Here is a 24909-nt window from a genome sequence, read left to right on the forward strand (position 1 = left end):
CGCGATGATCGACGATCCACCGCCGCCCACCTTGACGGCCGTCAATAAAAAAAACGGCACGCGAGCGTGCCGTTTCCGGTTCATGCGGCGCGAAGCGCTCAGGCCGGCTTCGCGGGCTTCAGCTGCATCGACTTGTACTCGAGATACTCTTCGAGCCCGTACACGCCGTTCTCGCGGCCATGCCCGGACTGCTTGTAGCCGCCGAACGGCGCGGCGCCGTTCCACGTGCCGCCGTTGATGTCGACCTGCCCCGTGCGGATGCGGCGCGCGACGCTCATTGCACGTTCGTCACTGCCGGCCCATACCGCGCCGCCGAGCCCGTACGGCGAATCGTTCGCGATCCGCACGGCTTCGTCTTCGTCGCGATACGTGATGATCGACAGCACCGGCCCGAAGATCTCTTCCTGCGCGATCGTCGATTTCGGATCGACCCGGCCGAACACGGTCGGCCTCACGAAGAAGCCCTTCGCGAGCCCTTCCGGCAGGCCCGTGCCGCCCGTCACGAGTTCCGCGCCTTCGTCGATCCCGCGCTGGATGTACGCCTGCACGCGCTGCTGCTGCACGGCCGACGCCAGCGCGCCGAGGCGCGTCGCGTCCTGCCGCGGATCGCCCGCGACGTACGTTTCGGCCGCGGCCTTCGCGATCTCGCGCGCTTCTTCGTAGCGCGCTTCCGGCACCAGCATCCGCGTGTGCGCCGAGCAGGTCTGCCCCGCGTTCAGGTAGCACGCATTGACCGTGCCCTTCACCGCCGTCGCGAAATCGGCATCGTCGAGGATCACCGACGCCGACTTGCCGCCCAGTTCGAGCGCGACGCGCTTGACGCCCGCGGCCGCCAGCTCGGCCACGCGCTTGCCGGCGCGCGTCGAGCCCGTAAACGACACCATGTCGACGTCCGGGTCGGTGGCCAGCACTTCGCCGACAACCGGGCCATAGCCGCACACGAGGTTGAACACGCCGGCCGGCAGGCCGGCTTCGTGAATCGCTTCGGCGAGCATGAATGCGTTGAGCGGCGCGACTTCGGACGGCTTCAGGACGACCGTGCAGCCGGCCGCAAGGGCCGGCGCAACCTTCAACGTGACCTGGTTGAGCGGATAGTTCCACGGCGTGATCGCCGCGACCACGCCGACCGGCTCGCGCACCACGAGCGAGTTGCCGACCTGTGCCTCGAATTCGAACGACTCGGCGAGCTTCGCGTACGCCTTCCAGTTGTAGATCGGGCCGCCGACCTGGATCGCGCGCGACAGCTTGATCGGCATCCCGACTTCGCCCGTGATCGACTGCGCGAGTTCCTCGCTGCGCGCCTGCAGACGCTCGACGATCTTGCGCAGGTAGCCCGCGCGCGTCGCGGCCGGCGTGGCTGCCCATGCGTCGAAGGCCGCGCGCGCCGCGCGGATCGCATCCTGCGCGTCGGATGCGATGCCCTCCGGAATCCGGCCGATCACGGCCTCGGTGCCCGAGTCGATCACGTCGATCGTGCCCGTTCCGGCCGGTTTGCGCCATGCGCCGTCGATATAGAACTGGTCGTAGATTTTCATCGTGTTCCGTCTCCTGTTGATCCGGGTTGGCGCCTTGACGCTGATGTCGGCCGGCGCCGGTGCTTCGGCACCTGCTCCAGCCGCATGCGTCGCGGGAAGCCGACATTCTAGCGAGCGTTGCGGTCGACTGGTGTGACGATTGACAGCCATTCGAAAGGGCTCCGGCCGCTGCCGCACCGTCGCTCTGCCGCCGGCCGTGAACGCCGGCGCCCCGTCCGTTTCGCCGCCGCGCTGTCAGCATCCGCCCGGGTGCGCGGTCGGGCCCGCATCGTGCTATGTTTTTATTATCGGCACCGGCCCATTGCGACCGGCGCCGCCCGGAATCAATGCATTTCGTGAGCGCTGCCATGTCCGACGCCTCCCATACCCTCGGCTCGCAAGACCGCCTGGAGCTGCTTTGCTGGCTTACCTGCGGCAATCTCGGCGCGTTTTACCTCAACGAATCGTGGCCGGACGCCGCGTTCCAGGTCCAGGCCGCGCACCGCTGGCTCGACCGCCATCACCGTCAGGCCGACTGGCTCGCGGTCGCCAAGCTCGCGGCGCTCGCGCAGGACATCGCGAAGCGGCACGCCGGGTTCGTCGACGCGTCGTGGGCGCGCGACGCGGTCGAGGAAATCGTCGATACCGACGATCTCGACTATCGGGCGAAACTCGTGCAATGGGTGTACGAAGACTGCTGCAAGGCACTTGCAGACAAGCGGCTGGCCGATTGAGCCGCATGTCGACCCGCGCGCGTGCGGGTCGCGGCACCGCTTTGCGCTACGGTCTTTTCGTCGATGAGGAAGTAGCGGCCAGACTGGCTGACAGGGTACGGTGCGCCAGCACCGCCCCCTTGCGCAGGCACGTGCGAAGCGCCATGGAATCGTCGTCTCCGGCCGCTCCGATCATCCGGCCCGAACTCACCTCGAACCTGAAGGATGCTCGCGTGGCGCTCGCCTATCGATTTCTGCTGGTCGCCGGCGCATCGGCCGCGCTGATTGCCGGTTCCGGTGCGGCCCATGCGGCGCCCCCGCCCGCAGCAACGGCTGCCGCCGCGTGTCCGTCGCCGTCGTTCGACCGGTATCCGGCACGCGCCGCAAGTGCGCCGCCCAAACCGGCCGCGTCGCCCCGGCTGACCAGCAAGGAATCCCGCCTGTACCGCACCGTCATTCGCGACGAGTTCACGCAGCCGGCCAATTTTGCCGGCCACTATCGCGTCGCGATCTGGGGCTGCGGAACGGATTGCCGGAACTTCGCGATCGTCGACAAGTACACCGGCGCGACGTACACGATGCCCGGCGTGAACGCCGTCGCGGGCGTGATGGGCAACGACGACGAACGCGTCGAATTCCGCGCCGGCAGCAGGCTGCTGATCGTCTCGGGCTGCTTCAACGACGATTGCGACGACAATGGCGCGAAGGCGGCCCGGTTCTTCTACGAATGGACCGGCACGCGATTGCGTCCGGTCGGCACCTGTCCGCTGGCCATCAAGCCGCGTCAGTAACCGGCACGGTCGATTCGCCGGGCGCCGCGCTGCGCGACTTGCGCTATCGTTCCCCCGATACACCTTAACCGGCGCGCCCACCCGCGATGTCAATTCACCTCAGTTTCGACGACGGCCCCGGCCCGTCGACGCCAGCCTTGCTCGACGTCCTGCGCGCCGCGTCGTGCGCAGCGACGTTCTTCCTGCTCGGCAAGAACCTGACGAACGCGCTCGACATCGCGGCGCGAATGGCGCGCGAAGGCCATCGGCTCGGCAATCACACCTACTCGCACGCGAAACCGGGCGCGCTGGCGGACAACGTGCTGATCGCCGAAATCGATGCGACCGACGCGCTGATTCGCGACGCGTATCGCCGGGCCGGCATGCCCGCGCCGGACGCGATCCCGCTGCGCCTGCCTTACGGGCTGCTGCCGCACGACGATCGCGCCGCGGTACTTGCGCGCCTGCAGCGCGAACATACGGGCTGGACCGCGATCCTAGACGATTGGCAGCGCCCGGCGCCGTCGCCCGACGCGCTGTCCGACGCCATGCGCGCGCATGTTGCCGACAGCGCGGCGCGGCATCGCGACGTGCTGTTCTGCATGCATGACGGGTCGCGGCATGGCGAAGCGCGGCCCAACACGGTCGAAGCCGTGCGCCTGTTCCTGAATCGACAAAACTGACGCGGCCGCCGGCTAGCGTCCAGGCACCGCGCCGTCCAGCAACTGCCGCCAGCCACCGAGAAACCCGATGCCGGGCCCCGGCATCCACAGGCCGCGTTGCGCGGCTTCCAGATGGATCAACGTCTGGTCCGCGCAGAACAGGGACATCAACGCATCGCGGTTCGTACGCATCCATTCCGGCGCAGCATCGGGCCGCGTCGCCGCATAGGCTTGCAGGCCGGCCTCCCATCGCTGCACATCGAAGACGAAGCAATCGTCCCTGCCCGCATCGCGCGACAGCGCGAACAACGCAAAGGCCGCCTCGAGCCATTGCGCGCCCTGCCCGACATCGTCGAAATCGAGCACACCGTTCACCGTTTGCCCCACGAACAGCAAGTTGCCCGCGTGATAGTCGCCGTGCAGCCAATGCACCGGCCCCGTCAGCCAGTGCACGGCGGCAGCGAGATGCGTGCCGATCCGCCGGATCACCGTGTCGTAACGGCTGCTCAAGTCGCCCGGCAACGACGGCACCGCGCGCGCCGACACACGGGCGTGGCGCGCCGCCAACCAGGCCATCGGCGCAGATTCGCTCACGGGAATCGCCGTCATCGCCGCATGCAGATGCGCGAGCGCGCGCATCGCATCGATCGCGCCCGCTTGCGCATCGTCGGGCAGGCCGGGACTGCCGTCGATATGCTCGAACAGGTGCAGCCAGCTTCCATCGGGCACCTGCACACCGGATTGCGCGTCCACGGTCGGCCGCAGTCGCGGCAGCGCGGGCAGCATCGGCGCCGTGCGCGAACGGCCGAGATCGCCGAGCATCGACACCTCGCGATGCACCTGCTCGACCGGCTTGCCGGACCACGACACGCGCAGCACCACGCGCTCCGCATCGCACTCGACGAGATACGTTTTGTTAGTATGGCCCGACGACAGCGCCTGCAGGCGCGCCGGCCCGAGGTGCCAGTGCCGGCGAAGCCAGGGTTCCAGCGTTTTCACGTCACTCCTACCCGTTTCATTGACCATGTCAGAGCGTCCTTCGGCCCGCATGCGGGACATCAACATCGAATGGCTGACGCGCGCCGCCGAATTCGACCATCTGTTCCAGACGCGCTGGCTCGGCGAGCGCTTCTTCCATCTGCCCGGCGACATGCTCGCGCTCCAGGAACTGATCTGGCGCGAGCGCCCCGACTGCATCGTGCAGACCGGCATCGCGGCGGGCGGCGGCGTCGTGTTCTCCGCGTCGATGCTGGAACTGGCGGGCGATCGCGGCCGCGTCGTCGCGATCGAGCCGCGCCTGCGCGACGAGGTCAGGCAGCGCCTGCAATCGCACCGGCTCGCCCATCGCATGGTGCTGATCGAAGGCGAATCGTGCGCGGCCGACACGCTCGCGTCGGTGCGCGCGCAGATCGGTGACAGCGCACGCGTGATGGCAATCCTCGATCTCACGCATACCCACGCACACGTGCTGCGCGAACTCGACTGCTATGCGCCACTCGTGACGCCCGGCAGCTACGCGATCGTGATGGACACCATCATGGAGTACCTGCCGGCATCGATGTTCGACGGCAAGCCGTACGGCAAAGGCAACAACCCGGCGACGGCCGTACGCGAATTTCTCGCTCGCGACGACCGGTTCGAGGTCGACGAGGACATCGAGGACCGCGTGCTCATGACGCTGTCGCCAGGCGGCTTCCTGAAGCGAGTTCGCTGATCAGGCGGGCGGCCTGCGCCGAGCCGTCGCGCGCGTAGCTCGCACGGATTCGCGCCGCGTGCTCGCGCAGCGGGCCGGGACGCAACAGGCGTTCGAGCGCATCGGTAATCTCCGCGACGCCGGCCTGCTGCAGATCCAGCACGCATCCGGCGCCGGCCCGCTCGACGAAGTGCGCCGAATGGAACTGGTCGTTGCAGAACGGCGACAGCAGCATCGGCACGCCGCACGCGAGCGACTCCATCACCGAATTCGCGCCGCCATGGCTGACGAACGCGTGCGTGCGCCGCAGCAGCGCCAGTTGCGGCACATAACGCACCGCGATGACGCGCGCGTCACCGGCCGGCAGCAGATCCGAATCGACCAGTTCGCCCACCGACAGCACCAGTTGCGCCGACGTCGCGCGCGTCGCGTCGATGACCTTCGCGAACACGTCCGGGTGGTAGTAAAGCTGGCTGCCGAGCGACATGTAGACGAGCGGGCGATCCGCGTCGATGCGTTCCCACGGGAACGGCGTCTCGTCGCCGCGCGGGCCGGACGGCAACGCGGGGCCGACCAGCTCGACGCCCGGCGGCGGCGCACCGACCAGCGCGTCGGTCGTGAACGCGAGCGTCAGATGCGGCGACAGGATGTCGCAACCGCGAAAACGCGCGTCGAGGCCGTAGCGCGCGAACAGCCGCGTGCGCTCCGGTTCGAGCCAGCGCACCGTGCGCAGCAGTTCCGAATCGAGATCGTCCGGCAGCACCGGATTCAGCGAATTGGACATCGAGACCCACGGCAGCCCTTCCAGCTCGGCGGCGATCGCCGCCGCATAGAGCAGCGGATCGATCACGACCACGTCGGGCTGCCATTCGCGCAGCACCGCGCGGATGCCGTCCACCTGCGCGGGCGCGAGATCGATCAGCAGCGTGCGGATCCAGTGCCGCAGCCAGTCGGCATCGCGGATGTTCGCGGCGAAGCTCGCGCCGCGCGACAGGTCGTGACGTTCGGGCGTCTCGCGCGGCCCGACGAACGCGAAGTCGCCCGCGCCGTCGAGTTGCGCGCTGATGTCGGCCGGCGCGTAGAACGCGACGTCGCAGCCGGCGGCGCGCAGATGCTGGGCCGGGCCGATGCATGGATTGACGTGGCCTTTTTCGGGCACCACGCAGAACAGGATGCGTTTCATGAGCGGCTCAGGTTGGGCGATGCGCGGCATCGAAATGATCGAAATGGTCGAAATGATCGAGGAGCAGCGTCAGCGTCGCCCACAGCACGCGTTCGGTATTCGCCTGCAGCGTGGGCGCGGCAAGACCGAGCGTGTCGGCAAGCGCGTGCGTGCGATCCCGATCGAGCAGTTTCGTGAGGTCCATTGCCGGCGCGAGCCGCCCGCGCTTGGGGCCGTGCACGAGACGGTCCGGCAGGTTCAGGCGCGCACCGAGATCGCGCAGGCACTGCTTGTTCGGGTCGGGCGCGATGCTCGTCAGATGCGCGACGACGGCGGCGTCGACGAACGGCGGATGCAGGTCGACCGACGCCGCATCGAACAACGCATGGCACAACGGCAGATAGTTGGCCGACCGGTCGCGGCGCAGCACCTGGTCCGCACCGTCGCCGGTGACGGCCACCTCGACGCCGTCAGCGGCCATCGCCTCGGCCAGCAGCAGCTTCGCGACCGGATGCAGGTTGAACATCGGCTCCTCGACCGCATGGGTCGTTCTCGGCAGCGCGGCCACGAAATCGGCCTCGTTCGCGCGCACGATCTTCACCGTCGCCTGCATCTGCTCGGCCAGTTCGAGTGCCGCATCGCGTTCGCAATAGTCCGGCATGTCGGTCGCGAGGATGTAGGACGTCACGTGCCGCTGCGCGCCGAGTTCGCGCAGCAACGCGAGCAGCAGCGCCGAATCGAGCCCGCCGCTCAGGGCCAGCGCGACGCGCTTGCCGCTGTCGAGCGCGCGTTGCAGCGATGCGCGCAGCACGGTTTCCAGATCGCCGCGCTGCGGCCGTTCCGGCGCCGGCTGCACCGCGAGCCCTTGCGGCGAACGGATCAGCGCATGGCCGGGCGGCACCGCCAGCACGTCGCGCAACACGGTGCGGTCAACGGGACGCTCGCCGCTCAGGTAGCCCGCGATGGCGGCCGTGTCCGGCGCGCCGGCCGGTTGCCCCGACGCCTGCAGGACGGCCCGGATGCCGGATGCCGATACGCCGCTGCGCGGATGGTAGTGCAGCCGATCGAAACCGAACAGGTCGCGTGTGCCGACGATCATGGATAACGAGCCTTCAAGGTGTCCACTTCAATACGTTTGAGGATGCGATGCGGCGCCACCGGCGCGCTGCCGCCCTGGCAATGCAGGCACGCCTCGAGCGGCGCCTCGCGTTGCAGATAGGCGAGCATCGCGTCGAGCATGCCTGCGTCGTCGCGCAACGGCAGGCCGTCGGACTGAAAATCCTTCTCGCCCTTGTAGAGCGTATGGAAATGCGCGGGACGCGTGCACGTGTAGAACATGCCGTCGCGAATCATATGGCAGCGTTCGCGGATCCAGCAATCGTGATAAAGGCGCTGGGCATCGGCGCGATCCGTGCCGGGCTGTGCGCGATTCATCGTCGTGAACACGTCCTGCACTTTCCAGTTCAGGCGCACGTCGAAGCGCGCCGCCTGGTGCTCGACATGCGCGATCAGGTCGGGCGAAAGCGACGGCTTCGGGTAGCGCGAGATCGTCAGTGCATCCACCGACTGCCAGAACGCGTCCGGCATCTCGCCGAGCTTCAGGCCGTTCGTCGTGACCGAGATCACGGGCGCGATGCCCGTGGCGCGCACGCGTTCGATGAGTTCGACGAGCGCCGGATGCAGCAGCGGTTCGCCGCCGACCAGCTTGAACATGCGCGGGCTCAGCACCTTCGCGGCCTTGCGCAGGTCGGCTTCGAGCGAATCGGGGCTCGCGTACCACTCGGGCAGCAGCGGCGACAGCGAGCAGCATTCCGCGCAGGTCAGGTTGCAGTGGTCGACGATATGCGCTTCCAGCGAACGCGTCCGGACGCGCCCGCCTTCGACGCGGTAATCGCGATCCAGCGGCGGCGGGAAGACATGTTGCCGCTCGCCGGATGGCAGCGGATTCGTGGCCCGGTTCAGGTTCGCATTCACATCAGTTTCCTGCTTCCACGCAACGGGAAAAGAAATCGACGAGCCGGCCGCGCGCGTCCACCATCGCGGACGCCATCGTCACCGCCCCGTTCAGGTGCGCGGCGAAGCGAGACGGATCGTCGAGCCAGCCTTGCACGACCCACAGCTTGAGCGCGTGCTGCAGACACGCGGTATCGACGGCCCACGCGATGCGCGCGGGATCCACCGGCCGGACCCGAACGTATGCGCGCATGAACGCTTCCGCGAGAGGCGGCGCTTCCAGCGGCAGATGATTCAGGCAACGCACCAGCTCGTATTCGCGCGGCGCGCCGATCGACGCTTCCCAGTCGAGGATGAGCGGCGGCGTGCACGCGTCCGCGAACAGGTAGTTGAACTGGTTGTAGTCGTTGTGGATCGGGTGCTGCGGATCGTCGGCGGGAAACGCTTCGACGCTGCCCGGATAGTAGCGGTCGATCATGCGCAGCGCGAGCTCGACATAGCGGTGCAGATTCGCGGCGCCGTCGTTCGAGCGGGTGCGATCCCGCGCGCCGAGGAGGCTGCGGCGCACCGCGTCCGCGTCGATCGCGATCAGCCGCGCGCGAATCGTGTCGAGCGACGGCAGATGAAGCCCTTCGAGGCTCAAATGCAACGCCGCCAGACTCGCGCCGAGCGCCTCCCACTCGGCCGGCGAAAACGTATCGTAGGTTCTGAACTGTCCCGCTTCCCAGCGCGTCAGCATCGCGTGCGCGCCGGTGCCCGTCCACAGCGGTTCGCCGGCCGTCGTGCGTTTCAGCGTCTGGACACGGAAGCGGACGTCGCCATGCGTCTCGAAATGCGCGAGGACGGCGGCTTCCTTGGCCGCGCGCGCATGATGCTCCGGCGCATAGAGCTTGACCGCCACGCTGCCGTCGTCGGCCGGCAGATGCCACACGCGTTCGCTGACCCGCCGCGGCGGCCCGCTTTGGCCGAGCGCGTAGGCGTCGCTGATTGCGTCGAAGGTGACGGCGGGCTGGTCCATTCAGATGTGCTCGGCCGGCCCGTGTCGATATGGATGGCCGCTCAGGAACGTGTTGTGCCCGACGTAGCGCAGCTTGTACATCGCCGGCCGGAACAGCACCGACGGATCGTTGTTCGCGATGCCGAGCAGCGGGTACAGGTCCCGCCGCACGAAGAATGCGTTGTTGCCCATGTCGTCGCAGCAGACGAGTTCATAGCCCTTCTGCCTGCCGAGGTGGACGAGCGATTCGAGGCTCGCGCCGTAATAGGTCGATCCGTCCCATTCGTGGTCCGGATTGAAGCACATGACCCAGCGTTCGGGCGGCGTGTAGTACGGGTTGTATTCGATTACGACGATGCGCGGCTGAAACGCTTGCAGGCCGCGCCACACCCAGTAGTCGTTGCCGTCGATATCGATCGACAGCAGGTCGAAGTCAGCCGGCACGTTCGCATCGGCGAGCAACGCGTCGATCGTGTCGGGCTGGACGCGGTCGTGATGCAGACGAATGCGCTCCGCGCCCGCGTAGTGGGCGGCAAGCTTGCCGAAGCGGTACGCACTGCCCTCCACCAGCACGCCCGCCCAATCCTGCTCGCGCAGCAGCCGCGCGGTGTTGCTGTTGCGCAGGCCGTCGCTCGCGCCGATATCGACGCAAAAGCGATTCGTGGGCGCGATCCGCTCCATCAGCCGCGCCAGGATGCTTTCCTCGGTGCCCTGCGCGTACAGGCTTGGCGCAAGGCCGGACAGGTCGAGCGGGAGGGGATGGTCCTGCATCGAGGGGCGGCTCCGGGTCGGAACGGGGAATCGGGATTAGGGATTGGTGTTCGGAGGGTAATTTACCCGAAGTCGATTGGTCGGAGGAAACTGGATTGCGCGACGCTGTCAGGCTTGGCCGGAGGCAGAAAAGAAAAAGCCCGCATCGACAATGCTGTCGATGCGGGCCTGATGCGTTTCTTGTGGCTTCGCTCTATGTGCCCGGCTTCGTATTGTCTAGCCGCGGCACATGAACGAAAGCCTCAGGACAATTACTCCTGCCCCTGGCTCGTGAGGAATTCCTCGTAATTGCCGCCGAAGTCGAACAGGTTGCCGTCCGTCTTCACTTCGATGATCCGGTTCGCCAGCCCGCTCACGAACTCGCGGTCGTGCGACACGAAGATCAGCGTGCCTTCGAACTGCTCGAGCGCGATCTGCAGCGACTCGATCGATTCCATGTCCATGTGGTTGGTCGGCTCGTCCATCAGCAGCACGTTGTGGCGGCCGAGCATCAGCTTGCCCCAGATCATGCGGCCCTTCTCGCCGCCCGACAGCACCTTCACCGACTTCCTGATGTCGTCCGACGAGAACAGCAGGCGGCCCAGCGTGCCGCGCACCATCGTTTCGTCGTCGCCGTCCTTGCGGTACTGGTCGATCCAGTCCATCAGCGTGATGTCGTTCGGGAACTCCTCGTACGTGTCCTGCGGCATGTAGCCGACATTCGCGTTCTCGGACCACTTCACCGTGCCGTGCTCGAGCGCGAGTGCGCCGAGCAGCGAACGCAGCAGCGTCGTCTTGCCCGCGCCGTTCTCGCCGATGATCGCGATCCGCTCGCCCGGCTGCACCGACAGGTTGAAGTTCTGGAAGATCGTGCGCTCGTACTTCTTCGTGATGTCCTCGGCGACCACCGCGACGTTGTGCAGCTTCTTCTCGAACTCGAAGCGGATGAACGGGTTCTGGCGCGACGACGGCTTGAATTCCTCGATCTTGATCTTGTCGATCTGCTTCGCGCGGCTCGTCGCCTGGCGCGCCTTCGACTTGTTCGCCGAGAAGCGGCGCACGAAGTCCTGCAGTTCGGCCACACGCTCCTTCGCACGCGTGTTCGCCGCGGCCTGGCGCTCGCGCGCCTGCGCCGATGCGAGCATGTAGTCGTCGTAGTTGCCCGGCCAGACCTTCAGCGTGCCGAAGTCCATGTCGGCCATGTGCGTGCACACCGAGTTCAGGAAGTGACGATCGTGCGAAATGATGATCATCGTCGAGTTGTACTCGTTGAGCGTCTGCTCGAGCCAACGGATCGAGTTGATGTCGAGGTTGTTGGTCGGTTCGTCGAGCAGCAGCACGTCGGGCTTCGAGAACAGCGCCTGCGCGAGCAGCACGCGCAGCTTCCAGCCCGGCGCGACGTCGCTCATCGTGCCGCTGTGGAACTTCTCCTCGATGCCGATGCCGAGCAGCAGCGCGCCCGCGCGCGCCTCGGCGTCGTAGCCGCCGTATTCGGCGAACTTGCCTTCGAGTTCGGCCGCGTGCATGTAGTCGTCGTCGGTGGCTTCCGGGTTCGCGTAGATCGCGTCACGCTCGGTCATCGCGGCCCACATCTCGGTGTGGCCCATCATCACGACGTCGAGCACGCGCACGTCTTCGTACGCGAACTGGTCCTGGCGCAGCTTGCCGAGACGGACGTTCGGCTCCAGCGCGACGTTGCCGGCGCTCGGCTCGAGGTCGCTGCCGAGGATCTTCATGAACGTCGACTTGCCACAGCCGTTCGCGCCGATCAGACCATAGCGGTTGCCCTCGCCGAATTTGACCGAGATGTTCTCGAACAGGGGCTTTGGCCCGAATTGCATCGTGATGTTGGCAGTAGAAAGCACGGCAGGTCCCGTTAAAGGATAAATCGACGGAAAACCGTGTATTTTAGCAGGTGTCGGAGAAACTGCCGACCATGCCGTTCCGGCCCCGCCACTCCGCCCTCCGCGCCGGGCACCCGCCGGTGCCCGCCCGCCTCACTTGCCGGCCTTCGCGGCCGCCTTCTGCGCGGCCTTCTCCTTCATCTGCCCGAACAGTTCCGAGCACGGCACGTCCTTGTTGTTGCTCGGCGCGATCAGCGGGATCAGCGCCGCGAACGGGTTGATCAGCCCGAGCCCAACCATCGCGCCGGCACGCAGCGCGAGCGCGCCCGCATCGACGCCGACGTTCGGGTTCTTGAACGTGCCCTTCGCATACAGCGGCGAGCGCAGCGAGAAGATCCGGAAACCCTTCGTATGCGGGTGGATCTTCAGGTCGAGCGTTTCGTCGCGCAGGCTGATCGGGCCGTCGACGTTGATCAGCGCGTCGTCCGTATCGAGCGCGAACACCTTCGGGTCGAGCATGCCGTTGGTCGCGACGAAGTCGATCGCCGCGCAGTTGATCTTCACGTCGTTGTTGCCGAACAGCTTCTCGTAGACGACGTTCGCAACGTTCAGCCCCGCCGCTTCCATCAGCAGGCGGCTGATGCGGCCGTCCGTGACGAGCGCCTTCACTTCGCCGGTCGACGTCGCGGCCAGCGCGGCCGGCGAGTTGCCGGTCGCCGACAGCGACGCGTCGCCGTTGATCTCGCCGAGCGCCGACTGCATGACCTTCTGCGTCGGGAACAGTTGCTTGAGCTTCAGGTGCCGCGCGGCCACCGTGAAGCGGCCCTTCAGCGGTGCGCCGCTGCCGTCGAGGTGCGCGGTCGTCGCGAGCGTGCCGCCGGCGACGCCGAACTGCAGCGGCTCGAGCGACAGCACGCCGTCCTGCATCACGATGTGCGTGTACAGGTTCGTGATCGGCAGGTTCGAACTCTTGATCAGCTTGCGGCCCGTGAACTTGACGTCCGCGTCGAGCGCGCGCCAGCGATCGGTGCGGAACGTCTCGACCGGCAGCACGCGGCCCGGCGGCTGGCGCGTCGTGTCGCCGCGCTGCGCCTTACTCGCGGCCGTATCCGCGCCGATCACCGGCGCGAGGTCCGAGAACTGCAGCAGGTTCGACACGAGCTCGCCCGACAGCTTCGGCCGCGGCTCGCGCTGCTCGTACACCAGCGTGCCGCCGAGATCGCTGCCGCCGACGCGGCCGTTGAAGTTCTCGTAGCGGAACGTGCTCGCGCGCCGCTTGAAGTTGCCGATCAGCCGCCCTTCGGTCGCGTAAGGCGGCGTGTCGGGCAGCGTGATGCCGGTGAGTTGGTAAAGGTGCGACATCGACGTGCCCTGCAGCCACAGCCGCAGGTCGATCGCCGCGAGATGCATCGGATCGGTCAGCGTGCCGACGATCGCGAGCCGCGTGTCGCCGGCCTTCACGTCGGCCTGCAGCGGGAACGACCGCGACGCGTCCTGGATCGCGAGCACGCCGCCGAGCTTGCCGGTGCCGCTGATCGGCACGTTCTTGTAGCGGCCGTCGACCTTCAGCCCGAACGCATAGGTCGGGCCGGACGGCTTCGCGGGTGCCGCGGCGCCGCTTGCGCCGGACGCGGCGGACGCCGCCGCCGATGCGGAAGAAGCAGAAGAAGCAGAAGAAGCAGAAGAAGCGGTCGAAGCCGAAGAACCTGAAGCACCCGAAGCAACGGACGAAGCAGCCGAAGCACCCGACGCCGACACCGCACTCGCCGCCTGCACCGCCGACGCGCTCGACGCGGCTTCCGCGTTGGCCTTCGCGCTCAACTGCGCGGCGCCGCGCTTGCCAACACGCTGCGCGGACGCCTCACGCGACGTCTGTTCCTGTTCCTTCAGCACGTCGCCGAGCGGGATCGGCTGCCCGAGCGTATCGATCGCGACACTCAGGTCGGCCTTCGTGATCGCGTCGCGATACGTGACGGTGCCCTTCGCGAAGCCGAAGCTGTCGAGCCGCACCTTCCACGGCGACGGCTGCGACGATTGCTTGAACTGGAAGGTCCACGTGTTGCGGCCGTCGGCGAGCCGTTCGAGGTCGACGGCGGGATTCTCGACGTCGATCGACGGGATGACAATCTCATGCGCGAGCAGCGGCAGGATCGCGAGATCGAAGTGCGCGGCATCGAGCGTGACGAACTTGGGCGTCTTCGCCCAGTCGGGGTTGCCGATCTCGAGCTGCGTGGCCGAAAAACTCGGCCAGGGCACCCATGCGCGCCAGCCGGTCTCGCCGTCGGGGCGACGCCAGCCGACCTTGAGGTCGCCGTTGATCGCGAACGGGCGGCCGAGTGCCGCACTCACCTGTTCGTTGACCCACGGCTTCGCGCGGTTCCAGTCGAACGTGAAAAGAAAGACGCCGGCCGCCGCGATGAGCACCGCGACGATACCGACGATCCATGCAGCCGATTTGCCGATGGCTCGGGTTAGCGTCATGGCGGTTCCGTTGTTGTTCTGAAGTGTTGCCGCAGCATGCCGGGCCGCTTGCGTGGACGAACGGCGCACGACACCCGCGGCTTTTCAATCGGTATTATGACGCACGCCATGGTGACGTTTCGGCGCCATTAACGCTTTTTTTCATTTGTGACATGACAGCCTCCACCGGCCTCATCGATGCGCAGCGCATCACGCGGCACGATGCCAGCAGCGGCAAGACCCTGCTCGCCCCGACCGATTTCAGCCTCGCAGCGGGATCGCGAATTGCCATCACGGGACCATCCGGGTCGGGCAAGAGCGTGCTGCTGCGCGCGCTCGCGCTGCTCGATCCGCTCGACGGCGGCCACATCCTGTGGCGCGGCAGCCGGATCCGGCGCGGCGCGATCCCGCGCTACCGGCGCAGCGTCGCATACGTGCGCCAGCGTCCCGCGCAGATGGACGGCACCGTCGAATCGCAACTGCGCTATCCGTATTCGCTCGCGATCTATCGCGACGTCGCGTTCGATCGCGCGCGCGCCGAAGCGCTCGCCGCACGTGCCGGCCGCGGCCCCGACTTTCTCGACAAGCGCGCGAGCGACCTGTCGGGCGGCGAAGCGCAGATCGCCGCGCTGCTGCGCGTGCTGCAGCTCGACCCCGACGTGCTGCTGCTCGACGAGCCGACCTCCGCGCTCGACCCTGAATCGGCGCGCGCGATCGAGGCGCTCGTCGGTGCGTGGTTCGACACGGCGCCCGACGCGCGCGCGTACATGTGGATCTCGCACGACCCGGCCCAAGCCGCACGAATCGGCACGATGCGGCTCGTGATGCAGGCCGGCGTGCTGCACGTTGCCAACCCGGCGGAGGCTACGCAATGAGCCCGGCACTGCAGGACCTGAGCCTCGTCGACGTCGGCATTGCCGCCGCACTCGTCGCGGTCAACGGCGGGATCTCGGCGGCACTGTCGCTCGGCCTCGGCCGCAAGCTCGCGCTCGCGGCGGTGCGCACCGTCGTGCAGCTGCTTGCGATCGGCTATGTACTCGGCTGGGTGTTCGGCCATCCGCATTGGACTGTCGTGCTGCCGCTCACCGCGCTGATGACGCTGATCGCCGGCTTCGCCGGCGCGGGACGCGGCAAGCGCACGTACCGCGGCCAGCGCGTCGACAGCATTGCGTCGATCTGGTTCAGCAGCTGGTTCGTCGCGGCGGTCGGCCTGTTCGTCGTGATCCGCATCCATCCGTGGTACGCGCCGCAATACGCGATTCCGATCCTCGGGATGATTCTCGGCAATACGCTGACGGGCGTGTCGCTCGGCGTCGAGCGGATGATGGAAGAGCTCACGGCACGCCGCGACCGCGTCGAGACCGTGCTCGCGCTGGGCGGGACACGCTGGGAAGCCGCGCAGGACGCCGCGCGCCAGGCCGTGCGCGCGGGCATGCTGCCGACGCTGAACCAGATGGCCGTCGTCGGCGTCGTGAGCCTGCCGGGGATGATGACGGGCCAGGTGCTGGCCGGCCAGTCGCCGCTGCAGGCCGTGCGCTACCAGATCGTGATCATGTTCCTGATTGCCGCGGCGTCCGCGCTCGGCACCGTCGGCGCGGTGCTGATGACCTATCGCCGGCTGTTCTCGGCCGATCACCGCTTTCTCGCAGCGCGGCTCGAAGAGCGCACACACTGACGCGCGGCGGCGCCGCGCGACGCATTCGCGCGGTGGCGGTCAGCGCGCGCCGCTGCGCTTGCCGATCGCCTTCCGCAACGCGGCCGCGATGTCCGCGTCGGGCGCGAGCCCGTCGACCGACGCGACGAGCCGCACCGCACGCGGTGTCGTCACATAGGCCTGCGCGCCGACATAGCCGCCGCTGCCGGCCGAGCGCGTCGTCACGACAAGTGACTGCGGTGCCCGCGCGCCGAGGTCGGCCGTGTACGCATCGGTAACCGTGCCGTCGCGCGCATGCAGCGCACCCGTCACGTAATCGTCGGTCTCGAAGCCGGGTGCGGCATGCGCGGTCGAATACACGCGCACCGCGTAGCTGCCGGTCGAGCACGGTTCGAGTGCGCCGCTCGACACGACCGCCACCTGCTGCCGCGACGGCAGTTCGACCTTCTTCACGAAACTGCAATCGTCGGCCGCCTGCGCATGCGCAGAGACGCATGCAGCGGCCAGCAGCATGGGTATGCGAAATTTCATCGGGATATCGCTACGGAAAGAGGATGACATTCGTAAGCGTAACGTAACATCCGCATGACGTCACGCAGGTCGCGACGCGCTCGCATCGCGAGCCGCTGCCGCAACAACGTACTGCCAAGCAAGTTGCGGGAACGCATCGTGACGGCGACACGAAACGGTCACGTGCCGCCCTGCTCGCCAGCCAGCCGAATCCGTTGCGCGCGCACCGGACGAAACGCCTGCCCGCGCGCGCCGCTCAACGCTTGATCGACACCGTCACCTTCGTGCCGTCGCTCATCGTCACCGACTTCGATCCGCCGTTGGTCGAAATCGACACCCACTTCACCTGGCTCACCGACACGACGTCCGGGCATTGCAGCGACTTGCCGCCCGCCGTCACATTGCGCGTGCCCTTCGGCGCGGCCGCCTGGAAGCTCATCTGCACGTTCGCGATCCCCTTCGCGTCGACCGACGGCGCGAGCCGCACCTGGGTCTGGCGCACCATCGCGCCATTCTCGTCGCGCGGCAGGTTGTCCGCGTTCGGGCAGCCGCCCGGCATCGCGACCGCGCCGCTCGGCGGCACCGACTTCCAGTTGAAGTCGTCCGTCTCGCCCGAGCGGATCTTGCGGGTCTCCTGCGTATTGCCGAAGGTCTTCGAGTCGACCTTGACGGTGTATTCGAGCTGCCCCGTACCGCCGCCCTTCAGGCTGCCCTTGACCGGCGGCGCCGCGAATACGCTCGCGCTGACGCACGCCGCCGCGAACACGGCCGACCACGATGCGGCGACTGACAAGCTGCGTTGGCTCATGCTGACCTCCTTGTAATGCGGCGGCACGCGCGTGCCGCGCGGTTTTCGATGCATGATGCGTTGCCAGTCTACCGCCAAGCGGCATGCAATGCGCCGCAAACGCATCGGGTGTTACCCCGCTTGCGTTCGCGGCGTTGCAACCTTACGCGCGCTGCCAGTTCAGAACCCGCTCAGCACGAGCTTGCCGATCGTGCGCCCTGCTTCGAGCAACTGGTGCGCGCGGCGCACGTTCGCGGCATTGATCGCGCCGAGCCGTTCACCGAGCGTCGTGCGCAGCGTGCCGCTGTCGACGAGCCGCGCGACCTCGCCGAGGATCCGGTGCTGCTCGATCATGTCCGGCGTCTCGAACATCGCGCGCGTGAACATGAATTCCCAGTGAAACGCGGCGCTCTTCGCCTTCAGCAGTTCGACCGGCACCGGCTTCTCATTCTCGACGATCGTGCAAATACCGCCCTGCGGCCGGATGACTTCCGCCGCGGCAGGGAAATGGCGGTCCGTGTCGTTGAAGATCAGCACGTAGTCGACGTTCGGATGCCCGGCCTCGCGCAACTGCGCACGCAGATCGCCGAAATGGTCGACTACCGCATCCGCGCCGAGCGAGCGCACCCACTCGGCCGACGCCGGCCGCGACGCGGTCGCGATCACGTGCAGCTTGCCGAGCACCTTCGCGAGCTGGATCGCGATCGAGCCCACGCCGCCCGCGCCGCCGATGATCAGCACCGACTTGCCCGCATCCGCGCCCTGCGGCGACACGCGCAGCCGGTCGAACAGCGCTTCCCACGCGGTCAGCGCGGTAAGCGGCAGCGCGGCGGCCGCGGCGAAGTCGAGCGTGCGCGGCTTCAGCGCGGCGATCCGTTCGTCGACCGCATGGAATTCGCTGTTCGCGCCGGGCCGCGTGATGCTGCCCGCGTAGAACACTTCGTCGCCGGGCCGGAACAGCGTGACGTCGGCGCCGACCGCGACGACCGTGCCGGCGGCATCCCAGCCGAGCACGCGCGGCGTCTCCTCGACCTGCGGCTTCGGTGCACGCACCTTGGTGTCCACCGGGTTCACGGAAACGGCCTCGACCTTCACGAGCAGGTCGCGCGGCCCAGGCACGGGCTGCGGCAGTTCCACGTCGAGCAAGGCCTGCGGGTCGTCGATCGGCAGATAACGGGTCAGTCCAACGGCTTTCATCACGAAACTCCTTTCAGGGAAACCGGACGGGCCGCGGCGCAGCCCCATGAACGTCATCGTAGGCAACCCGATCCTTCGAGAAAACCGCTATATTTCCTGAAACATTTTCAGGAATTTCAGAATAATGGCGCTCGATCCGATTCCGGCACCCGACAAGCCGCTCGACCTGCTCGACGTCGCGCTGTTCGTGCGCGCGGCGCTGCTCGCGAACGTCACCGCGGCCGGGCGCGAATTCGGCGTGTCGGCCGCGGTCGCGAGCGCGCGCATCGCGCAACTCGAGCGGCAGCTCGGCGCGCGGCTGCTGCACCGCACCACGCGCCGCATCAGCCTCACGCAGGACGGCGAGATCTTCATGGCGCGCGCCGACGCGCTGCTGTCGGCCGCCGATGCCGCGCGCGCGTCGGTCGGCCGCGGCCGCAGCGAGCCGTACGGGCGGCTGAAGGTGTCGATGTCGTCGTCGTTCGGCCGTCAGCATGTCGCGCCGGTGATTCCCGCATTCCTGCGCCGCTACCCGTCCGTGTCGCTCGACTTGCGGCTGTCCGACGAGATCGTCGATCTCGTCGACGACGGCTACGACGTCGCGATCCGTCTCGGCGCGCTGAAGGATTCGACGCTCGTCGCGCGCAAGCTCGCGGTGAACCGCCGTGTGCTGTGCTGCTCGCCCGCGTATCTCGCCGAGCACGGCACGCCGCGCCATCCGGCCGACCTCGCGCAGCACGAGTGCGTAATCCTCGGCGACCAGCGCGACTGGTCGTTCGCGACGCCGCAGGGCCCGCTGACCGTGCGGGTCGGCGGCCGGCTCGTCGCGAGCAACGGCGAGGCGATCCGCGAAGCGCTCGTCGACGGCTTCGGGATCGCGATCAAATCGACCTGGGACGTCGGCCCGCTGCTCGCGAGCGGCGCGCTCGTCACGGTGCTCGACGACTATCCGTTCGCGGACGACGTCGCGATCTGGGCCGTCTATCCGAGCCGCGCGCACGTGCCGCTGAAGACGCTCGCGTTCATCGCGTTCCTGGCCGGGCATTTCGGCGATCCGCCGTACTGGGACCGTGCGGACGGGCAATAGGTGCCGGCGCTCGGCTCGCGCTGAGGGCGTGCCGGTTCGAGTCGAGCCTCAGGATTCGTACTGGCCGCGACCGCCCGGCCCGGCCAACCGGCTACAATGGCGCGTTCGCGACGCAATGGCCCGCAGCCGAACGGGGCCGCGTCCGCAGGCGGCCGCCCGTCGGCCGCGCACGCGTTTCATTCGCCTCCCAACCATCCCGCCATGACCCACAACCTCGTCATCCAGAGTCTTGCGCCGCTGTCGGACGCCCATCACAAACCGCTGCTCGCGCTGTCGCGCGGCACCCGCATCGTGCAGACCGACGATCACGCGCTGCGCATCGACAACGCGAACCCGGCGCAGCGTCTCGACATCGACGCGTACTGCGGCACGCACGCACTCGACTTCGCATTCGTCGAGGCCGGCCGCACGCTCGGCGATTTCGGGCTGGTCGTGATGGACATGGATTCGACGCTGATCACGATCGAATGCATCGACGAGATCGCCGATTTCTGCGGGCTCAAGACGCAGGTCGCCGAGATCACCGAAGCGTCGATGCGCGGCGAGATCCGCGACTTCAACGAAAGCCTCACGCGCCGCGTCGCGCTGCTGGCCGGGCTCGACGCACAGGCGCTCGAGCACGTGTACGAGGAACGGCTGCACCTGTCGCCGGGTGCCGAGACGATGCTGGCCGGCGTGAAGGGCGCCGGCATGAAGACGCTGCTCGTGTCGGGCGGCTTCACGTTCTTCACCGAGCGGCTGAAGGCACGCCTCGGCCTCGACTACGCACATGCGAACACGCTCGAGATCGTCGACGGCAAGCTCACCGGCAAGGTGCTCGGCGAGATCGTCAACGCGGACGTGAAGGCGCGCATGCTGCGCGACACGTGCGCGTCGCTCGGCCTCGAGCCGAGCCGCGCGATCGCGATGGGCGACGGCTCGAACGACCTGAAGATGATGGCCGAAGCCGGGCTGTCGGTCGCGTTCCACGCGAAGCCCGTCGTGCGCGACGCGGCGACGGTCGCGTTCGATCACGTCGGCCTCGACGGGCTGCTGCGGCTGTTCTGATCCCGCCCGACCTCGAATGAAAAACGCCGGCGCGATCTTGCATCGCGCCGGCGTTTCGTTTTTCCGCGGGACGTTACCGGCCTGCGATCAGCCGAGTACGGCATGCATCGCGCGCTCGATGTCCGCGCGCAGGTCGGCTTCGTCCTCGAGACCGACATAGAAACGCACCAGCGTGCCGCGATGCGGCCAGTCCGGACGCATCGACGCGACGTCGTAAGGCATCGCGAGGCTGCACGCGCCGCCCCAGCTCCAGCCGATCGCGAACAGGTCGAGCGACTCGACGAAACGGTCGATCTGCTCGGCGCTGTAGCGTCCGTCGAACACCACCGAGAACAGCCCGCCCGCGCCCGTGAAGTCGCGCACGAACGACGCGTGCCCCGGGCAATCGGCGATCTGCGGGTGCAGCACCGAAGCGATCTCCGGCCGCGTCTTCAGCCATTGCGCGAGCGCGAGCGCGCTCTTGCTGTGCGCGTCGAAGCGCACCTGCATGCTCGGCAGGCTGCGCAGCACGAGCGAGCAATCGTCGACCGATACGCCGATCCCGCAGCGCATCCGCGCGAGCTTCAGCTTTGCTTGCAGTTCCGCGTTCGCGGTGATCGTTGCGCCCATCAGCACATCGCTGCCGCCCGACTGGTACTTGGTCAGCGCCTGCACCGAGATGTCGACGCCATGCTCGAACGGCTTGAACGCGAGCCCGGCCGAGAAGGTATTGTCGATCGCGGTGACGATGCCGCGCGCCTTCGCGGCCGCCGTGATCGCCTGCACGTCGGGCACTTCCATCGTCACCGAACCGGGTGCCTCGATCCAGATCAGCCGCGTGTTCGGCTGGATCAGATCGGCGATGCCGGCGCCGACGAGCGGATCGTAGAAGCGCGCGGTAATGCCGAAATCCTTGGCGAGCCAGCTGCCGAAATCGGCATTCGGCCCGTACACGTTGTGCGGAATCAGCACGTCGTCGCCGGCTTTCACGATCCCGAAATAGACGTTCATGATGGCCGCGAGGCCCGACGGCTGCAGCAGCGCGTGCGTGCCGCCCTCGATCTCGGCGAGCCGCTGCGCGAGCGCGAGCGACGTCGGCGTCGCGTGCAGCCCGTAGCGCCACTGGTTGTCGTTGTGCCAGACGAGCGCGCGCATCGTCGCGAGATCGGGGAACACGACCGTCGACGCACGCGCGACCGGCGGCACGAACGAACGGAAGCCTTCCGGAATGACGTCGTCGGGTTGAACGATGCGGGTTTGCAGCGCGCGCTTGGGAGTGGATGCAGTCATGAAAGGAAGCCGGGCACAAGGCCGTTCGGTTGCGGAATATGTCGCTAGATTAGCCAAAATCGGCGCATTTGGCCCGGTACAATGCGCGCCGCGCACGCCGAGCCAGCGCGGGCTCAGTCGTCGGTGCGCAGGTTGACGATGCCGCCCACCGTCTCGATTTCCTGCACGCGGCCGTCGCGCACCTGCAGCGCCGTGCGCTTGCCCGGCGCCAGACGCAGCACGACGGGCTGCGGGTCCGATTCGTCCGAGTTCATCCGGTCGGCCTTCAGGTCGCCCGTCGCGTCGAAGCGGCCGACCCACACGCCGGTGATGTTCGTGCCGTCGTTCGATTCCTCGATCTCGAGCGTATCGCCATCGCGATCGCCCGCGAGCAGGACGACCTCGCCCGTATCGGCGAACTGGTATTCGCCATGCACGCCTTCCTCGTCCGTCTTCGGGCCGAGATGCACGACGATCGGCCGGTCGCCGAGTGTGCCTTCGTAGCGCGGCAGGCGGGCGAATTCGGGATTCGGCCGCAGCGGCCGCGCGGGTGCCGCTTCATCGTGTTGCGCGCCCGGCGCGACGGCCTCCGCCGCGACCGCGCCCGGCAGCGCGATGCCCGCTGCCAGCGCGCCTGCGACGACGAGCGCCCGTTGCCATTCCGAATATCGACCCACCTTGCGTTGCTCCTTGCTTCAGATTCGCTCGAAAATCGCGGCGATGCCCTGCCCGCCGCCGATGCACATCGTCACGAGCGCGTATCGGCCGCCGATGCGCTGCAACTCGTACAGCGCCTTGACGGTGATCAGCGCGCCCGTCGCGCCGATCGGGTGACCGAGCGAAATGCCGGACCCGTTCGGATTCACCTTCGCCGGGTCGAGACCCAGCTCCTTCGTCACCGCGCATGCCTGCGCGGCGAATGCCTCGTTCGCCTCGATCACGTCGAGATCGGCAACCGCCAGCCCCGCGCGCGCGAGCACCTTTTGCGTGGCAGGTACGGGACCGATTCCCATGTAGGCCGGATCGACGCCCGCATGCGCATACGCGACGAGGCGCGCGAGCGGCTTTGCGCCGCGCTTCTCGGCGACGCTGCGCTCCATCAGCAGCACCGCGGCTGCCGCATCGTTGATGCCCGACGCATTGCCGGCCGTCACCGTGCCGTTCTCCTTCACGAACACGGGCCGCAGCTTCGAGAAGTCGTCCAGGCTCGCATCGTGGCGCACGTGCTCGTCGCGATCGAACACGACCGGCGTGCCCTTCTTCGAGCCGATCAGCTCGACCGGCAGGATCTGATCCTTGAAGTAGCCGGACTTCGCCGCATGCGACGCGCGGCGGTGCGATTCGAGCGCGAGCGCATCCTGCGCGTCGCGCGAAATGCCGTACTTCGCAGCAACATTTTCGGCCGTCACGCCCATGTGGACCGTCTGGAACGGATCGTTCAGCGCGCCGACCATCATGTCGACCGCGCGCATGTCGCCCATGCGCTGCCCGAAGCGCGCGGCCGGGATCGCATACGGTGCACGGCTCATGTTCTCCGCGCCGCCCGCGATCGCGATGTCCGCATCGCCGAGCAGCACGCCCTGCGCGGCCGACACGATCGCCTGCAGCCCGGACCCGCACAGCCGGTTGACCGTGAGCGCCGGCGCATGCTGCGCGACGCCGCCGTTGATCGCGGCGACGCGTGCGAGATACATGTCCTTCGGCTCCGTGTGCACCACGTTGCCGAACACCACGTGGCCGACCTCGTCGCCCGACACCTGCGCACGCTGCAACACTTCGCGCACGACTTGTGCGCCGAGCTCGGTCGGCGCGAAGTCCTTCAGGCTGCCGCCGAAATCGCCGATCGCGGTACGCACGCCGCTCACCACCACCACTTCACGTTGCATGTTGCCTCCTCATCCTTCTGTTCGAATGAATCGATCGTGCGGGGCCGTGGCCGGCGTGCGTGGGCCGCGTCAGCCTTGCATCAGGCGCTCCACCGCATCGCGGTGCGGAATCGGCGCGACCGCGCCGTAGCCGGTCGTCGACAGCGCCGCCGCCGCGTTCGCATAGCGCGCCGCCGCGAACGGATCGTCGCCCGCGACGATCCGCGCGACGAAGGCGCCGCCGAAGCAGTCGCCCGCGCCCGTCGCGTCGAGGGCCTCGACCGCGAAGCCCGGCACGACGCGCCGCTCGTTCGGCGTCGCGACATACGCGCCTTCCTTGCCGAGCTTCAGCGCGACGACCTGCGGCCCGTGTTCGAGCATCGCGTCGACGATCGCATCGCGATCGTCCGCGCCCGTGAGCGCCGTGACGTCGTCCCAGCTCGGCAGGCAGATGTCGGTCTGGCGAAGCGCCTCGCGCATCACCGCGCGAGCACGCGGCAGCGGCCACAGCTTCAGGCGCAGGTTCGTGTCGAAGCTGACCTTCGCGCCGTTGCTGCGAGCATGGTCGATCGCCGCGAACGCCGCGTCGCACGCGGCCGTGCTGATCGCGAGGCTGATGCCCGACAGGTGCACGGCCTTCGCCGCAGCCAGCGCGTCGAGCGGCAGGTCGCCCGCCGCATAGCGGCTCGCCGCGGAGCCCGCGCGCAGATAGTCGAATTGATGGCCGTCGGCGCCGTGCGTGACGAAATACACGCCGGTCGGCGCCGTGCGGTCGATCCGCACGTACGTCGTGTCGACGTGCTCGGCGCGCCACATGTCGGCCAGCAGGCGGCCGAACGGGTCGTCACCGATCGCCGACACGAAGCCCGTCGACGCGCCCTGGCGCGCCGCGGCGATGCAGAAGTTCGACGTGTCGCCGCCGAAACCCTGCAGGAATTCGGGACGGCCCGGCTGCGACTGGTTGAATTCGATCATCGCCTCGCCGAGCGCGAGGATCTCCGGAAATGCGGCGGCCAT

Annotated in this window: 24 protein-coding genes; 8 read left to right on the forward strand and 16 right to left on the reverse strand. The window is 67.8% G+C overall.

Going from position 1 to position 24909, the window contains the following annotated elements; genetic code table 11:
* Positions 1 to 98 precede the first annotated feature (98 nt).
* Positions 99 to 1535, reverse strand: a complete 1437-nt coding sequence (locus LXM88_RS14330) for an aldehyde dehydrogenase family protein (RefSeq protein ID WP_262531890.1) — start codon at positions 1533 to 1535, stop codon at positions 99 to 101.
* Positions 1536 to 1882: 347 nt separating this feature from the next.
* On the opposite strand from LXM88_RS14330, the gene LXM88_RS14335 reads away from it, so the two are divergent.
* The 3 genes from LXM88_RS14335 to LXM88_RS14345 all read left to right on the forward strand — a co-directional run bounded on the left by LXM88_RS14335 (position 1883) and on the right by LXM88_RS14345 (position 3680).
* Entirely contained in the window at positions 1883 to 2248 is a 366-nt protein-coding gene (locus LXM88_RS14335; protein WP_262531891.1) for a hypothetical protein, read from the forward strand.
* Between the two features lie 212 nt (positions 2249 to 2460).
* Complete coding sequence (locus LXM88_RS14340; protein ID WP_262542851.1) at positions 2461 to 3018, forward strand: hypothetical protein; 558 nt, start codon at positions 2461 to 2463, stop codon at positions 3016 to 3018.
* A gap of 86 nt (positions 3019 to 3104) precedes the next feature.
* Positions 3105 to 3680, forward strand: coding sequence for a polysaccharide deacetylase family protein (locus LXM88_RS14345; RefSeq protein ID WP_262531892.1), 576 nt, complete (start codon positions 3105 to 3107; stop codon positions 3678 to 3680).
* Between the two features lie 12 nt (positions 3681 to 3692).
* Here LXM88_RS14345 and LXM88_RS14350 read toward each other — a convergent pair whose 3' ends face one another.
* Complete coding sequence (locus LXM88_RS14350) at positions 3693 to 4658, reverse strand: phosphotransferase enzyme family protein (RefSeq protein WP_262531894.1); 966 nt, start codon at positions 4656 to 4658, stop codon at positions 3693 to 3695.
* 25 nt (positions 4659 to 4683) lie between these two features.
* Between LXM88_RS14350 and LXM88_RS14355 the strand changes: the two genes are divergently transcribed.
* Positions 4684 to 5373 carry a cephalosporin hydroxylase family protein gene (locus tag LXM88_RS14355; RefSeq protein WP_262531895.1) on the forward strand — a complete coding sequence of 230 codons (690 nt, stop codon included), beginning with the start codon at positions 4684 to 4686 and terminating at the stop codon, positions 5371 to 5373.
* Here the strand turns inward: LXM88_RS14355 and LXM88_RS14360 are convergent.
* The 7 genes from LXM88_RS14360 to LXM88_RS14390 form a co-directional block, all read right to left on the reverse strand.
* Positions 5330 to 6535 (reverse strand): glycosyltransferase, encoded by a 1206-nt coding sequence (locus tag LXM88_RS14360; RefSeq protein ID WP_262531897.1) that lies wholly within the window; start codon positions 6533 to 6535, stop codon positions 5330 to 5332. The genes LXM88_RS14355 and LXM88_RS14360 overlap by 44 nt on opposite strands.
* Before the next feature lie 7 nt (positions 6536 to 6542).
* Positions 6543 to 7613, reverse strand: a complete 1071-nt coding sequence (locus LXM88_RS14365) for an asparagine synthase C-terminal domain-containing protein (RefSeq protein WP_262531898.1) — start codon at positions 7611 to 7613, stop codon at positions 6543 to 6545.
* A complete protein-coding gene (locus LXM88_RS14370; protein ID WP_262531900.1) occupies positions 7610 to 8488 on the reverse strand; it encodes a 4Fe-4S cluster-binding domain-containing protein in 879 nt (292 codons plus the stop codon). The genes LXM88_RS14365 and LXM88_RS14370 overlap by 4 nt, the downstream gene beginning before the upstream one ends.
* A 1-nt stretch (position 8489) precedes the next feature.
* A complete protein-coding gene (locus LXM88_RS14375; RefSeq protein ID WP_262531901.1) occupies positions 8490 to 9485 on the reverse strand; it encodes a phosphotransferase enzyme family protein in 996 nt (331 codons plus the stop codon).
* Entirely contained in the window at positions 9486 to 10235 is a 750-nt protein-coding gene (locus LXM88_RS14380) for an FkbM family methyltransferase (RefSeq protein ID WP_262531903.1), read from the reverse strand.
* Positions 10236 to 10486: 251 nt separating this feature from the next.
* On the reverse strand, positions 10487 to 12079 hold the full coding sequence (locus tag LXM88_RS14385; protein WP_059234068.1) for an ABC-F family ATPase: 1593 nt from the start codon (positions 12077 to 12079) through the stop codon (positions 10487 to 10489).
* A gap of 132 nt (positions 12080 to 12211) precedes the next feature.
* The gene (locus LXM88_RS14390; RefSeq protein ID WP_262531905.1) at positions 12212 to 14539 is read right to left on the reverse strand and encodes an AsmA family protein; all 2328 of its coding nucleotides are present in this window, start codon (positions 14537 to 14539) and stop codon (positions 12212 to 12214) included.
* A 152-nt stretch (positions 14540 to 14691) separates the two neighbouring features.
* Here LXM88_RS14390 and LXM88_RS14395 point away from each other — a divergent pair, with 152 nt between their 5' ends.
* Together LXM88_RS14395 and LXM88_RS14400 are read left to right on the forward strand one after the other, a co-directional pair.
* Positions 14692 to 15393 (forward strand): ABC transporter ATP-binding protein, encoded by a 702-nt coding sequence (locus LXM88_RS14395; RefSeq protein ID WP_262531906.1) that lies wholly within the window; start codon positions 14692 to 14694, stop codon positions 15391 to 15393.
* The gene (locus LXM88_RS14400) at positions 15390 to 16193 is read left to right on the forward strand and encodes an ABC transporter permease (protein ID WP_262531908.1); all 804 of its coding nucleotides are present in this window, start codon (positions 15390 to 15392) and stop codon (positions 16191 to 16193) included. The genes LXM88_RS14395 and LXM88_RS14400 overlap by 4 nt, the downstream gene beginning before the upstream one ends.
* Before the next feature lie 39 nt (positions 16194 to 16232).
* Here the strand turns inward: LXM88_RS14400 and LXM88_RS14405 are convergent, their stop codons facing one another.
* From LXM88_RS14405 to LXM88_RS14415, 3 genes are all read right to left on the reverse strand, one after another.
* Complete coding sequence (locus LXM88_RS14405; protein WP_262531909.1) at positions 16233 to 16703, reverse strand: PliI family lysozyme inhibitor of I-type lysozyme; 471 nt, start codon at positions 16701 to 16703, stop codon at positions 16233 to 16235.
* Positions 16704 to 16938: 235 nt separating this feature from the next.
* Positions 16939 to 17490 carry a DUF6013 family protein gene (locus LXM88_RS14410; protein WP_262531910.1) on the reverse strand — a complete coding sequence of 184 codons (552 nt, stop codon included), beginning with the start codon at positions 17488 to 17490 and terminating at the stop codon, positions 16939 to 16941.
* Positions 17491 to 17649: 159 nt separating this feature from the next.
* Positions 17650 to 18666, reverse strand: a complete 1017-nt coding sequence (locus LXM88_RS14415; RefSeq protein WP_262531911.1) for a zinc-binding alcohol dehydrogenase family protein — start codon at positions 18664 to 18666, stop codon at positions 17650 to 17652.
* Positions 18667 to 18790: 124 nt separating this feature from the next.
* On the opposite strand from LXM88_RS14415, the gene LXM88_RS14420 reads away from it, so the two are divergent.
* Both LXM88_RS14420 and serB read left to right on the forward strand, forming a co-directional pair.
* Positions 18791 to 19732, forward strand: a complete 942-nt coding sequence (locus tag LXM88_RS14420) for a LysR family transcriptional regulator (RefSeq protein WP_262531912.1) — start codon at positions 18791 to 18793, stop codon at positions 19730 to 19732.
* Between the two features lie 201 nt (positions 19733 to 19933).
* Positions 19934 to 20779 carry a phosphoserine phosphatase SerB gene (serB, locus tag LXM88_RS14425; protein WP_262531914.1) on the forward strand — a complete coding sequence of 282 codons (846 nt, stop codon included), beginning with the start codon at positions 19934 to 19936 and terminating at the stop codon, positions 20777 to 20779.
* A gap of 87 nt (positions 20780 to 20866) precedes the next feature.
* On the opposite strand, the gene LXM88_RS14430 is transcribed toward serB, so the two are convergent.
* The 4 genes from LXM88_RS14430 to LXM88_RS14445 form a co-directional block, all read right to left on the reverse strand.
* Positions 20867 to 22048: a cystathionine beta-lyase gene (locus LXM88_RS14430; protein WP_262531915.1), complete on the reverse strand. Its 1182-nt coding sequence runs from the start codon at positions 22046 to 22048 to the stop codon at positions 20867 to 20869.
* A gap of 113 nt (positions 22049 to 22161) precedes the next feature.
* Positions 22162 to 22704, reverse strand: a complete 543-nt coding sequence (locus LXM88_RS14435) for a hypothetical protein (protein WP_262531917.1) — start codon at positions 22702 to 22704, stop codon at positions 22162 to 22164.
* An 18-nt stretch (positions 22705 to 22722) separates the two neighbouring features.
* Complete coding sequence (gene bktB / locus LXM88_RS14440; protein WP_262531918.1) at positions 22723 to 23913, reverse strand: beta-ketothiolase BktB; 1191 nt, start codon at positions 23911 to 23913, stop codon at positions 22723 to 22725.
* 69 nt (positions 23914 to 23982) lie between these two features.
* On the reverse strand, positions 23983 to 24909 hold the full coding sequence (locus LXM88_RS14445) for a sugar kinase (protein ID WP_262531919.1): 927 nt from the start codon (positions 24907 to 24909) through the stop codon (positions 23983 to 23985).

Source organism: Burkholderia sp. S-53 (assembly GCF_025560745.1).
GTDB lineage: Bacteria > Pseudomonadota > Gammaproteobacteria > Burkholderiales > Burkholderiaceae > Burkholderia > Burkholderia pyrrocinia.